This window comes from Actinomadura sp. NBRC 104412, from assembly GCF_030269515.1.
Lineage (GTDB): Bacteria > Actinomycetota > Actinomycetes > Streptosporangiales > Streptosporangiaceae > Spirillospora.
The window spans coordinates 172,372-185,317 of sequence record NZ_BSTM01000007.1 but is presented as its reverse complement, the minus strand read 5'-3'; the positions used below and the strand labels follow the sequence as shown (position 1 = coordinate 185,317).

Below are 12,946 nucleotides of genomic sequence, written 5' to 3'. Positions count from 1 at the left end.
GAAATTACTGTCAATCCGACTACCGCTTTCGCGCCACGCTCAGATTAACTCTCCTTTACCGTCTAGACGTCTGAAGCCCGCAGCGGTTAGCAGCCTCGGCGCAAAATGCCGAGTCCTGGGCGGAAATATCGCGAAGAGGAGGCGGAGGGTCACGTTGCGCATCGCCATGGTTGGGACCCGCGGAGTGCCGGCGCGCTACGGCGGCTTCGAGACGGCGGTCGAGGAGATCGGCCGGCGGCTGGTGAAGGCGGGGCACGAGGTGACCGTCTACTGCCGGGGAGAGCGCCATCCCGGAGGCGAGTACCTCGGGATGCGGCTGGTGCATCTGCCCGCCATCAAGAAGAAGGTGGCCGAGACGCTCAGCCACACGGCGTTCTCCGTGACGCACACCGCGGCGCGCCGCATCGCCCGCAGGGGCCCGGACGTCGCGCTCGTCTTCAACGCCGCCAACGCGCCGCTGCTGCCGGTGCTGCGGATGATGCGAATCCCGGTGGCCACGCACGTGGACGGCCTGGAGTGGAAGCGCACCAAGTGGAGCGGGGCGGGCCGCCGCTACTACCGCAACGCCGAGAGCCTTGCCGTGCGCTGGTCGGACGCCCTGATCGCCGACGCCCGCGGCATCCAGGACTACTACACCGAACGGTTCGGGGCGTCCTCGGTGTTCATCGCCTACGGCGCGCCGATCCTGGCCGGCACCGACGTGACCAAGCTGACCGAGGCCGGCTACCAGCCGGGCGGCTACCACCTGGTGGTGGCCAGGTTCGAGCCGGAGAACCACGTCCACCTGGCGGTCGAGGGCTACCGGCGCAGCGGTGCCGTCAAGCCGCTGGTGGTCGTCGGCTCGGCGCCGTACTCCGACGCCTACACCGAGAGGGTGCGTGAGCTGGCGGGCGACGACCCGCGGATCCGGTTCCTCGGCGGCGTCTGGGACCAAGACCTACTGGACGCCTTGTACGCGGGTGCGCTCACCTACATCCACGGGCATTCGGTCGGCGGCACCAACCCGTCGCTGCTGCGGGCGATGGGGGCCGGGGCGTCCGTGGTGGCCTATGACGTGAACTTCAACCGCGAGGTGCTCGGCGAGGAGGCGGGCCGCTTCTTCACCGACGCCGTGTCGCTGGCGCACCTGATCGAGGCCGCCGAGGCCGATCCGCAGGCCGCGGCCGAACGGGGCTCCGCGGCGCGCAAGCGGGCCGCGGAACGCTATGTATGGGACGACGTGGCCGCCGCCTACGAACGACTCTGCGAGGACCTGGTGGCCCGCAGGCTGACCCGCAAGACCGTCCGGGCACGGCGGTAGACGAAGCCACGACCGGCGCGCACGTGAACGCGCCCCCGGGTGGCCGGCCACCCGGGGGCGCGTCTTCGTCCGGTCGTCCGTCGACCCGTTCAGCCGACCGCGTTGGACCGCGCGCTGGTGATCGTCACACCGAGCGGGTCCTTCACGCGGATCCGGTAGGTGTGCGCCCCGGCGGGCGCCGTCTTGTCGGTGAACGTCAGCGTCGGCATGGACCAGAAGGTCGAGTCGCGCTTCACGGTGCCGATCGGGGTGGTGCCGTTGTCCCGCAGGACCTCGTAGGTCAGGTTCTTGTTGTCCATGTCCCACGTGGTCTTCCAGGAGACCGTGATGCCGTTCCGTCCCTTGACCGCGCGGGGCGTGCCGAGGGACGACACGATCGGGCCCTGCTTGTTCGGCGCGATCGACTTGACCGCGAACCGCACGAGCCCCTGCTGGGCGGTGCCGTTGACCTTGGGGAACTCACCGCCCATCGCGACATAGCTCGCGTTGCCGGTGACGGCCCAGGCGGCCTGGCTCTGCCCGGTGAACGTGCCCGCCGTCAGCGTCGGGTACCAGTGCAGCAGGCTCGGGATGGGCTGCCTGCTGTAGTTGCTGTTGGTCCCGGGAGGAGCCTGGTCCCTGCCGGTGGCGTAGGTGGTCTCGGCCAGCGCGCGGTGCCACGTCCTCGGGTTGGTCTCCGGGAACGCGCCGAGCGAGGAGCAGTCGTGCGCGTGCGAGACGCTGTAGAGCGACTGGCCCGTGGCGAACACGCCGTAGCTCGCGCCGTAGCAGTTGTCGAGCCACACCAGGTCGCCCGTCGCCGCCTTGGCCGCGAACCGCCCGTCGAACCAGTGACCGCCCTCACCGTTGGCCGACCCGTACACGGTGTCGCCCAGCACGAACAGGTCGGTCACGTACGAGAAGTTGCTGCCCTTCCTGGCCGGGATCGGGCGGCTGCTCCAGGGCTCCAGCGCGCCGGTGGAGCCGTTGAACGCGCCGATGCCGACCTTGGTCGTGCCGTTCAGCTTCTGGAACCGGCCGCCGACGATCACCCGGTTGCCGTGGATCGCGATCGCGTAGACCTCGTTGTCGTCGGCGGAGGGCTTCCAGGAGCCGAGCGAGCCGTCGGCGGCCCGCACCGCGGCCAGCCGGGTCCGCGAGCTGCCGTTGACGTTGAAGAAGTTGCCGCCGAAGAACACCCACTTGTTGGTCGCGGCGATGGCGCGCACGACGTTGGAGACCTTGGGCTTGAACCCGGCGACCAGCTTGCCGGTGGCGGTGTCGAACGCGGCGAGGCGGCTGCGCGCCTGCCCGTCCACGGTGGTGAACTCGCCGCCGACGTACACCCGCTTGCCGTCGGGCGAGCGGGTGATGCGCAGTCCCTGGCCGTTCAGCGAGTGGTTGAAGGAGGTGATGAGCTTCCCGGTCCTGATGTCGAAGGCCAGGATGTTGTTGCGGGTCACCTCCTGCGCGCTCCCCGGCGCCGTGCCCGCGGGACGGGCCTTGGTGAACCTGCCCGTCGCGTACACCGTGTTGCCGACCGTGGTCATGCTCCACACGACGCCGTTGACCTGCACGGTCGGCAAGGCGTCGGCGCTCACCGTCGGCGGGGTCCCCTGGGCGGGCGCGGTGTCGGCCGCGGCCGTCCCCGCGGGCACCAGTCCGGCGCCGAGAAGCACGATGGACGCTACCGCGACGGGAAGGCGGCTCCGCGATGCGGCGCGGCGCGCAAGCAGTCCAGCTCTCACGTGATCGGTTCCCCTGCTCATAGCCCCCTGTGACCCCTGCGGTCACACTGGCCTGGCGATAGTAAACCTTCGCGCGGGGAGGGACGGGTCACTTCTTGAAATCGTGATGAATCCCTCTACACCGGGTGCTCGCACACGTCCGGGAGAACCTTTCAGAACGAAAAGAAAACGCCCCGGGGATGACAACCCCGGGGCGCCTTCATGCGTCGTGCCCTTCTCCGGTCAGCCTCCGGCCCTGGTGGCCAGGAAATCGTCCACCGAGACCACGATCGGCGCATTGGTGGTGCTGCCGGCGAGATAGGCCCGCAGCCCGACGCTTCCGGCGACCTGCATGCCGTCGGTGTCGTCGGTGGCGGTGATCTGCCACGCGGCGGGCTCGGCCGTCCCGTCCGCCCACGCCTTCATCCTCAGCGTGGTCGGCGAGGCGCCGGTGACCTGGAAGCGCACCCGCAGCCGCTGTCCCGGCGTGTAGGTGAGCCCCGGGAGGCTCTGCTCGGCGACGATCCCCGTCTCGGCCTGCGCGGCGTCGGTACGGCTGACCCACGCCGACACGACGCCGGAGGGCCGCAACCTGAGCCTGGCCCGGTACTCGCCCACCCCGGTGACGCGGCGGCCGAGCACCCAGAAGTAGACGCCGTTGCCGGTGCCCTCCTTGTCGACCGACACCTTGAGCGAGACGTCGGACGCGTCGGTGCTGACGCCGTTGAGGTACGCGCCACCGCTGTTGGTCGGCGCCGCCAGCGTGACGCGGCCGGCGCCGTCCGAGACCGACACGGCGCCCGGCGTGCCGAGGCTCGTCCACGCGCCGCCGACGTCGGCCGTCCCGAAGCCGCCGGTCACGGTGCGCTCGAACGCGTCGGACGCGAGCGTCGACGAGGTCACGGTGACGTCGTGCGTGACCTCGTCGGTGGCGCCGTCGTCGTCGGTGACCGTCAGCTTCACCGTGTACTGGCCCGCCGCTCCGTAGGAGTGGGACGGCGTGGCCCCCGTACCGGTCTGGCCGTCGCCGAAGTCCCAAGCGTAGGACGCCACGGTGCCGTCGCCGTCGGTGGACCCGGACGCGTCGAACGAGCACTCCAGCTCGTCACAGGACGAGGTGAACGCGGCCGTGGGCGGCTGGTTGGGCGTGACCGTGCCCGCGCCCACGCCGTGGTGCTCGGCCACTTCGGCGGCGGTCAGGGCGCGCGGGTAGGCGGCCACCTCGTCCAGCGTCCCGTTGAGGTAGTCGCTGGACGGCCTGTTGGTCCAGCCGCTGAGGTTGTCGCCGCCCACGCGCCAGAGGCCGGAGAACGCCTGCCCCTTCTTGATGGTGGCGTTGGCGGCGACCTGCTGCCCGTCCACGTACAGCTTCATGCCGGCGCCGGAGTCGAGCGTGCCGACGACGTGGTGCCACTGGCCGTTGTTGAGGCCGGGACCGCTCATGATCGTCTTGACGCCGCCGCTGTTGACGCCGAACACCACACGGCCGTCGTCGGTCAGGTACAGGTTGCGGTCGTAGTTGGTGCTGTTCCCGCTGGTCCTGTTGCCGTACCCGATGATCTCTCCGCCGCCGGCGCTGGTGGTCCTCACCCATGCCTCGATGGAGAAGTCGCGTGGCGTGGGCACCGCGCCGCTGGCGCCCGTGCCGGTGGTGGTGCCGTTGAACGCCATCGCCCTGTCGGAGTCGGCGGAGATGCCGCCCGTCTGCCCGTGCGTGACACCCGCGCCCAGGGTGAGGTCGTTGCTGCCCGCGTGGTCGAGGGCGGAACCGCTGGGCTCGCCGAGCCGCCAGTACGCGTCGGGCGCGTCCCCTAGGACGACGCCGCTGTACGGGCCGCTCGTGCCGGGCGTCCCGGTTCCGGGGCTGGCCGCGTTGGAGGCCGCGCTGGTGATGGTGTTACCGCTCGGATCCTTGACGCGGACCCGGTAGGTGTTGGACGACCCGGCCTCGGCCGTGGTGTCGAACAGCGACACGATGGGCTGCCGCCAGAACGTCGATGGCTTCTCCACGGTGGCGACCGGGGTGGTGTCGTTCCCGCGGAGCAGCTCGTAGGTGAGCGTGTTGTTGTCCATGTCCCACGTCGTGGTCACGCTCACCCGGACCTTGCCTCCGGGCACGGACTGGGCGGTGGGCGTGCCCAGCTCGGACGCGATCGGCCCCTCGTCGTTGGGGGCCTTGTCCTTGACGGCGAACCGCACGAGGCCCTGCTGGTTGACGCCGTTGACCCGGGGGAACTCGCCGCCCATGGCGACGTAGTCGGAGGTGCCCGTCACGGCCCAGGCGGCCTGGCTCTGCCCGGTGAACGTGCCCGCCGACAGCGTCGGGTACCAGTGCAGCAGGCTCGGGATGGGCTGCCCGCTGTAGTTGCTGTTGGTGCCGGGCGGCATCAGGTCCGTCCCGGTCGGGTACGTGGTCTCGGCCAGCGCCCGGTGCCAGCTCCTCGGGTTGGTCTCGGGGAACGCGCCCAGGGAGGAGCAGTCGTGCGCGTGCGAGACGCTGTAGACGGACTGGCCTTCGACGAACATGCCGTAGGTCGCGCCGTAGCAGTTGTCGAGCCACACCAGGTCGCCCGTCGCCGCCTTGGCCGCGAACCGCCCGTCGAACCAGTGACCGCCCTCACCGTTGGCCGACCCGTACACGGTGTCGCCCGACACGAACAGGTCGGTCACGTACGAGAAGTTGCTGCCCGACCTGCTGGGGATCGGGCGGCTGCTCCACGGGGCGAGCGCGCCCGTGGTGGCGTCGATGGCGCCGATGCCGACCTGGGAGGCGCCGTTGAGCGTCTGGAACCGGCCGCCGACCAGCACCCGGGTGTCGCCGGGCGCCATCGCCATCGCGTACACCTCGTTGTCGTCGGCGGTCGGGCGCCAGGTGTCGATGTTCGCGCCGTCGGAGGCCCGCACCGCGGCCAGCCGGGTCCGCGAGCTGCCGTTGACGTTGAAGAAGTTGCCGCCGAAGTACACCGTCGAGTCGGTCGCGGCGATCGCCCGCACCACGTTGGACACGGTGGGCTTGAAGTCGGGGTCGAGCGCGCCGGTGGCGGTGTCGAACGCGGCGATCCGGCTGCGCGGCTGCCCGTCGACCGTGGTGAACTCGCCGCCCACGTACACCCGGCTGCCGTCGGGCGAGCGGACGATGCGCAGTCCCTGGCCGTTCAGCGAGTGGTCGAACGAGGTGACCAGCTCACCGGTCCTGATGTCGAAGGCCAGGATGTTGTTGCGGGTCACCTCCTGCGGGCTGCCCGCCGCCGTGCCCGGCGGCCGCGCCTTGGTGAAGTTGCCCGTGGCGTAGACGGTGTCGCCGACCGTCGTCATGCTCCACACGACCCCGTTGACCTGCCAGGTCGGTAAGGCGTCGGCGCTCACCGTCGGCGGGGTGCCCGGCGGCGGCGCGGTGTCGGCGGCGGCCGGGGCCGCGGGCATCGCCGTGAGACCGAAGACGGCCGTGCCGAAGGCCGTGACGGTGGCCAGGACGGCTCTTCGCACGGCCGGGCGCAAGACGGAGACAGTTATCACCGGCTGAAATCCCCCATCCAAGCTAAAGAAGGCAAAGGAAGATTAGCGGAGCCACTGTCTAAACTGTTGGCCACTACCGGCGCTCCGGGCTCCCCCGTTCACTCGGACGCCGATTCCGCGACACAAGACCGAGGAGATATCCGCATGCCCCTCCGGGGATCGCGCCCATCCACGTTTTCTCGCTCGGCGGGCCGGGGCACGGCTCTCGCGCTGTCCCTCGCACTCGCGGTGGCGGTGGCGGGATGCTCGGGCGACAAGAAGCCCGCCTCCGGCCCCAAGCCCCCGCCGCCCAGCGAGCGGTCCGAGGCGGAGACCACCGCGGCGCCCGGGGCCGTGGCGTTCAAGAACATGACGGGGCTGCGCAAGCCCATCACCTACCCGGACAAGATCACCGTCGCGATCACCGACATACGGTACGCCAGGAACCAGGCCAAGGGGCCGGGTGAGATCACCGGCCGGAACCTGACGATCTTCACGCTGCGGTTCACCAACGGGTCCGCGCAGCCGCTCGACCTCAACAAGGTCCGGGTGGTCGCCCGCTACGGCAAGGCCCGCACGCAGGCGAGCCCCACCTCGTACGCCAACATCAACGACTTCTACGGGACGGTGGCGCCGGGCAAGAGCCGTTCGGCCTCGTACGCCTTCGACCTGCCGCCCGAGGGGTACGGGTCCGTCGTGCTGGGCGTGGCCTTCGACGACAAGCACAAGACGGCCGTGTTCGCGGGATCGCTCCAGCGGTGAGCCCGGCACGCCGGGCCCTCGTCGCCGGCGCGCCGGCTCTGATCGTGACCGTCGCCGCCGCCTTGCTGGTCTGGCGGCCTCTGGACGGGGACCCGGGGGAGGCCGGGCCGCCCCCCGGCACGGCGACCGCCGCGGGCGCCGTCACGGTGGGCACCGCGGCCTACGAGGTGCCGGAGAAGGCCACCGTCGTCTCCCCGTCCGGGGACGACACGGCGGCGGGCACGATGGGGGCGCCCCTGCGCACCGTGGGCAAGGCGATCGCGCTGGCGCCCTCCGGCGGCACGATCGTGCTGCGCGGCGGGACCTACCACGAGTCGGTCACCATCCCGCCGGGCAAGCGCCTCACCGTCCAGTCCCACCCGGGCGAGGCCGCCTGGTTCGACGGCAGCTCCCCCGTGGACGGCTGGACGCGGGACGGCGACGCCTGGGTCAAGGACGGCTGGACGGCCAGGTTCGACGCCAGCCCGTCCTACACGCGCGGGGCGCCGCCCAGCGACGACCCGGACTTCCAGTTCATCGATCCCGCCCACCCGATGGCGGCCCACCCCGACCAGGTGTGGATCGACGATGTGGCGCAGCGCCAGGTCTCCTCCCGTGACGAGGTGACCGCCGGCGCGTTCTACGTCGACGAGCGGGCCGGACGGCTGTACCTGGGCTCGGACCCGCGCGGGCGGACGGTGCGGGCGAGCACGCTCGGCATCGCGATCACGATCGGCGGGGACGGGTCGGCGCTGCGCGGGGTCGGCGTGCGCCGCTACGCTCCGTCCCTCCCGCAGCTCGCCAGCGTGCGCGTGACCGGCTCCGGGGTGAGCGTGGAGAACGTGGCGGTCACCGACTCGGCCACGACCGGGCTCAGCGTGGTGGGGCCGCACGCCCGCGTCCGCCGGGTCACGCTGACCCGCAACGGCATGCTCGGCGTCCACGGCAACCAGGCCGACGACCTGCGTCTCGAACGCGTCCGCAGCACCCGTAACAACCTGGAGCGCTTCAAGCAGGCGCCGGTGTCGGGCGGCGTCAAGGTCACCCGGTCCCGGGGGGTGACCGTGACCGGCAGCGTCCTGTCCGGCAACCTCGGCAAGGGCCTCTGGTTGGACGAGTCGGTGCACGGCATCACGGTGACCGGCAACCGGGTGGCCCGCAACGCCGGTCACGGCATCGTCCTGGAGCTGAGCGCGGAGGCGGTCGTCGCGGGCAACCTCGTCCGGGACAACGGCGGCGACGGGCTCCGCGTCAACGACACCGAGGGCGTGCAGATCTGGAACAACACGCTGGTGACGAACGGCCGCGCCGTCCATCTCGTGCAGGACGAGCGGCGGCCCGAGGCGCCCGGCGCGCGAGGCCGCGACCCCCGCCGGCCGTTCCCCGATCCCACGATGACCTGGCGGCTCGGCCGTATCACGCTGGGCAACAACGTGCTCGCGGACGCGCGTCCCGGCGCCCCGTGCCTGCTGTGCGTGGAGGACCACACGCACGACCGCTCGGCGGCCGCGATGGGGATCACGGCCGACGGCGACGTGTTCGTCCGGCCCGGCCCCGGCTCGCCGCGGCGGCTGATCGTGTGGTCGCGCGGCGCGGGCGCACCGGACGCCTACACCGGCCTGGCCGCGTTCCGGGACGCCACCGGCCAGGAGAGGGCGGGCATCGCCGAGGACGACCCGGCGGCGGCCGGCGCGGACGGCGCGCTCTCCCCCGCCGTCGCCGCCCGGGCCGCGTCGGCCGCGCGTCCCCTGCCCGCCCGTGTCGCCGCCCTGCTCGGCCGTCCCGCCGGAGCCCGTCACACGGGCGCGTGGCCGATGGCCTCCGACTGAGCGTCACCGGGCGCGGGGCGGCTTATCCTTGGGGCGCTGTGCACCAACAGGAGAACGCGATGACCGCACCGGGGCGATTCCCGCGCCTGACCCTCCTCCCCCGGTACCGGCCGCTGCCGCCGGTGTCCGGGTGGTGGGCCGTCGTGGTGCCGCTGGCCCTCATGCTGTCCAGCGACTACAAGCTGCGCAGCCGCGAGGTGGATCAGACGGTCAACGGCAGCGCCGACCTCACGATCATGGTGGAGATCGGCGTCTACGGCCTCGCCGCCCTCTACCTCTACTACCGGTTCGGGCTGCGCCCCCCGTCCCGGCCGACGACGGGGCTGCTGCTGGCCGCGTGGGCGTTCGCCGGCTACCTGGCGATGTCCGCGCTGTGGTCGCCGTTCCTCTCGCTGGGCGTCGTCCGCGGCGTGCAACTGCTGATCACCATGTGCGTGACGTACGTCCTGGCGACCCGGGCGGAACCGCGCGACATGCACCGGCTGGGGCACGCCTTCATCGCGATCGTGCTGGCGTCGGTCGCGATCGGCGTGGCCCACCCGTTCCCCCGCACCTCGCTCACCGAGGACCGCTTCAACTGGCTGTACGTGCACCCCGTCCAGGCGGCCGTGTACCTGGCGGTGGCGCTGCTGCTCACGGTGAGCTACCTGATCCGCTTCGAGACGCCGCAGCACCGGCTGTGGCATCCGCTGCTGTACCTCGGCGCCATGGCCGTGCTCGCCGGGGCGCTGATCGCCACCGGGACGCGCGGAGCGGCGGCGGGCTGCGCCGCCGGGCTGGTGGTGCTGCTGGCCACCTCGCGCGGCCCGCGCGGGCGCGTGGACGTGCTGGTGCTCGGCGCCGCCGTCTCGACCGTCGCCGCGCTCGCGTTCTCCGAGAAGATCCTGGCCTTCGTGGCTCGGGGCGAGTCGGCCGAGAAGCTGGCCTCCCTCAACTCGCGTACGGAGCTGTGGACGCTGGCCATGCGCGCCTACGCGGAAGAACCGGTCTTCGGGCACGGCCTGGGCGCGTCCAGGGGCCTGTTCCTGGACGACATCGGCCTGGGCGGCGCGCACAACGCGTTCGTCAACACCCTGGTCGACAACGGGGCGGTCGGCACGGCCATCTTCGTCGCGCTCCTGCTGACGCTCGGGTTCGTCCTGCTCCTGCTGGCACATCACCGCAGCCTGCGCACCGACGCCGGCATGCTGCTGGGCATCCTGTCCTGCTTTCTGCTGAACGGCATCACCAACGAGGGCATGGCGGCGCCCGCTAACGTCTCGGGCATCTGGCTGCTGCTCCTCGTCGCGTGGACGGAGGTGCTGCGCCGCCAGGGAGGCGACCCGGTCCCCGTACAGGCGGTGCGGGCCGGACCGGGCACGGACCGGCACCCCTAAACTCGCGGGCGTGGATCCGCTGACCATCCAAGGCGCCTACGCCTTCACCCCCCAAGTGCACGATGACGAGCGCGGCTCGTTCCACGAGTGGTTCCGGCAGGACCACCTGGAGCGGACCGGTCACACCTTCGGGCTCGCGCAGGCGAACTGCTCGGTGTCGTCCAAGGGCGTCCTGCGCGGCGTGCACTTCGCCGACGTTCCGCCGGGGCAGGCGAAGTACGTGACGTGCGTGCGCGGCGCGATCCTCGACGTCGTCGTGGACCTGCGCGTCGGCTCACCCACGTTCGGACGGCACGAGGCCGTGACGCTGGACCCGGGCAACCGCCGCTGCCTCTACATCGCCGAAGGGCTCGGTCACGCCTTCATGGCCCTGACGGACGACACGATGGTCATGTACCTGTGCTCGGAGCCGTACGCGCCGCGGCGCGAGCACGGGGTGCATCCGCTGGACGCGGACCTCGGCATCCCCTGGCCCTCGGATGTCGAGCCGATCCTGTCGCCCAAGGACGCCGCCGCGCCCACCCTCGCCGAGGCCGAGAAGTCGGGGCTGCTCCCCGACTACCGCACGTGCCTGGACTTCTACGCCGGACGCCAGGACGGCCAGGACGGTCAAGACGGCTAGGACCAGGCGGCCCGCAGGGAGGGCCAGGCTTCGTGCAGGGCGTCGCGCCAGTCGCGCATCGGCGGCAGCCCCGCCTTGGCCCAGCCGCCGTGCCCGAGGACGCCGTACGCCGGGCGCGGGGCGGGCCGGGGGAAGTCGGCGCTGGTGGTGGGCCGTACCCGGTCCGGGTCCAGCCCGAGCAGCGTGAACACCTCGCGGGCGAGGCCGTACCAGGTCGTGGCGCCCCCGTTCGTGCCGTGATAGATCCCCGGCGGGGCGCCCGCGGAGACCAGGGCGATGACGCGGTCGGCCAGGTCCCCGGTCCAGGTGGGCTGGCCGGTCTGGTCGTTCACGACGCTCACCGTGTCGCGCTCGGACGCCAGCCGCGCCATCGTCCGCACGAAGCTGCCGCCGTGCGCCCCGTACAGCCACGCCGTCCTGACGATGTAGGCGTCCACGCCGGCCGCGGCCCGTTCACCGGCGAGCTTGGTACGGCCGTAGGCGTTGAGGGGGCAGGTCGGTGCGTCCTCGGGATAAGGGCGGTCCCCCTTGCCGTCGAAGACGTAGTCGGTGGAGATCTGGACGAGCGTGGCGCCCGCGTCGCCGCAGGCACGGGCCAGGGCCGCCACGGCGGTGCCGTTGACGGCCAGGGCGGCCTCCTCCTGGGTCTCGGCGTCGTCCACGGCCGTCCAGGCGGCGCAGTTGACGACCACGGCCGGGCGGTGACGGCGCAGCGCGGCCTGGACGGCGGCGGGGTCGCACAGGTCCAGCTCGGCGCGCGTGAGCCCGACCGCCTCACCGCCCAGGCGTTCCACCAGGTCGGTGCCGAGCATCCCTCCCGCGCCGATGATCAGCCAGGTCACCGGGCGTCCGTGTGCTGTCCGGGCGCGGGCTCCCAGGCACCCGGTCCCTCACCGAACCGGTCATGGGCGCGCTTCTTGAGCGGCTCCCACCAGGCCCGGTTCTCCGCGTACCAGCGGATCGTCTCCTCCAGCCCGTTCTCGAACGACACCCGCGGGGCGTAGCCGAGGGCGCGCAGCTTGGCGTCGTTCAGCGAGTAGCGGCGGTCGTGGCCCTTGCGGTCGGGCACCCGCCGCACCATGTCCCAATCCGCGCCGAGCGCGTTCAGGATCCGCCGCGTCAGCTCCAGGTTGGTCAGCTCCGCCGTCCCGGCGATGTGGTAGATCCCGCCCGGCGCGCCGACCTCGGCGACCAGGTGGACGCCGCGGCAGTGGTCGGCCACGTGCACCCAGTCGCGGACGTTGCCGCCGTCCCCGTACAACGGGACCGGGCGGCCGTCCATCAGGTTGGTGACGAACAGCGGGATGACCTTCTCCGGGTACTGGTACGGGCCGTAGTTGTTGCCGCAACGGGTGATGCTGACCGGCAGCCCGTGCGTCCGCGCGTACGCGCGGGCGATCATGTCGCCGCCCGCCTTGGACGCCGAGTACGGCGAGTTCGGCGCGGCCGGCGCCGACTCGTCCCAGGAGCCGCTGTCGATGCTGCCGTACACCTCGTCCGTGGACACCTGGACGATCCGGGGGGTACCGGCCACCAGGCAGGCGCGCAGCAGCGCCTGCACGCCCTGCACGTTGGTGCGCACGAACTCGCCGGCGCTGGCGATCGACCGGTCCACATGCGACTCGGCCGCGAAGTTGATCACCACGTCGTGGCCGGGCACGACCTGCGCGAGCAGCTCGTCGTCGCAGATGTCGCCGTGCACGAACGTGAACCCACCCTCGACCGGCTCCAGGTTGGCCAGGTTGCCCGCGTAGGTCAGCCGGTCCAGCACGGTCACCTCCGCCCCCGCCCACGCGGGATAGCCGCCCGAGACCAGCTCGCGCACGAAGTGCGAGCCGATGAAACCGGCGCCGCCGGTGACCAGGACCCTCATCTGC

General features: G+C 71.9%; 9 protein-coding genes. 5 read left to right on the top strand and 4 right to left on the bottom strand.

Features of this window, described 5'->3' with window-relative positions; translation table 11 throughout:
* Nucleotides 1-184: 184 nt before the first annotated feature.
* The gene (locus tag QSK21_RS11735) at nucleotides 185-1,300 is read left to right on the top strand and encodes a DUF1972 domain-containing protein (RefSeq protein WP_352231273.1); all 1,116 of its coding nucleotides are present in this window, start codon (nucleotides 185-187) and stop codon (nucleotides 1,298-1,300) included.
* An 89-nt stretch (nucleotides 1,301-1,389) separates the two neighbouring features.
* On the opposite strand, the gene QSK21_RS11730 is transcribed toward QSK21_RS11735, so the two are convergent.
* Together QSK21_RS11730 and QSK21_RS11725 are read right to left on the bottom strand one after the other, a co-directional pair.
* Nucleotides 1,390-2,958 carry a YncE family protein gene (locus QSK21_RS11730; protein WP_285695578.1) on the bottom strand — a complete coding sequence of 523 codons (1,569 nt, stop codon included), beginning with the start codon at nucleotides 2,956-2,958 and terminating at the stop codon, nucleotides 1,390-1,392.
* Nucleotides 2,959-3,249: 291 nt separating this feature from the next.
* Complete coding sequence (locus tag QSK21_RS11725; RefSeq protein ID WP_285695577.1) at nucleotides 3,250-6,492, bottom strand: LamG-like jellyroll fold domain-containing protein; 3,243 nt, start codon at nucleotides 6,490-6,492, stop codon at nucleotides 3,250-3,252.
* Nucleotides 6,493-6,666: 174 nt separating this feature from the next.
* On the opposite strand from QSK21_RS11725, the gene QSK21_RS11720 reads away from it, so the two are divergent.
* The 4 genes from QSK21_RS11720 to rfbC are packed head-to-tail and all read left to right on the top strand — an operon-like array spanning nucleotide 6,667 to nucleotide 11,069.
* Nucleotides 6,667-7,263: a DUF4352 domain-containing protein gene (locus tag QSK21_RS11720; protein WP_285695576.1), complete on the top strand. Its 597-nt coding sequence runs from the start codon at nucleotides 6,667-6,669 to the stop codon at nucleotides 7,261-7,263.
* Entirely contained in the window at nucleotides 7,260-9,071 is a 1,812-nt protein-coding gene (locus QSK21_RS11715) for a right-handed parallel beta-helix repeat-containing protein (RefSeq protein ID WP_285695575.1), read from the top strand. Before QSK21_RS11720 ends, QSK21_RS11715 begins: the two co-directional genes overlap by 4 nt.
* 59 nt (nucleotides 9,072-9,130) lie before the next feature.
* A complete protein-coding gene (locus QSK21_RS11710) occupies nucleotides 9,131-10,447 on the top strand; it encodes an O-antigen ligase family protein (RefSeq protein WP_285695574.1) in 1,317 nt (438 codons plus the stop codon).
* Nucleotides 10,448-10,457: 10 nt separating this feature from the next.
* Entirely contained in the window at nucleotides 10,458-11,069 is a 612-nt protein-coding gene (gene rfbC, locus QSK21_RS11705; protein WP_285695573.1) for a dTDP-4-dehydrorhamnose 3,5-epimerase, read from the top strand.
* Here the strand turns inward: rfbC and rfbD are convergent.
* Nucleotides 11,066-11,911 (bottom strand): dTDP-4-dehydrorhamnose reductase, encoded by an 846-nt coding sequence (rfbD, locus tag QSK21_RS11700; protein ID WP_285695572.1) that lies wholly within the window; start codon nucleotides 11,909-11,911, stop codon nucleotides 11,066-11,068. The two genes, rfbC and rfbD, sit on opposite strands and share 4 nt — an antisense overlap.
* Entirely contained in the window at nucleotides 11,908-12,942 is a 1,035-nt protein-coding gene (rfbB, locus tag QSK21_RS11695; RefSeq protein ID WP_285695571.1) for a dTDP-glucose 4,6-dehydratase, read from the bottom strand. The genes rfbD and rfbB overlap by 4 nt, the downstream gene beginning before the upstream one ends.
* Nucleotides 12,943-12,946 lie beyond the last annotated feature (4 nt).

What these genes read in the sequence shown, in the direction of transcription:
- QSK21_RS11720 (WP_285695576.1), top strand. Translation starts at nt 6,667, where the DNA reads ATGCCCCTCCGGGGATCGCGCCCATCCACGTTTTCTCGCTCGGCGGGC.
- QSK21_RS11710 (WP_285695574.1), top strand. Translation starts at nt 9,131, where the DNA reads ATGACCGCACCGGGGCGATTCCCGCGCCTGACCCTCCTCCCCCGGTAC.
- rfbB (WP_285695571.1), bottom strand. Translation starts at nt 12,942, where the DNA reads ATGAGGGTCCTGGTCACCGGCGGCGCCGGTTTCATCGGCTCGCACTTC.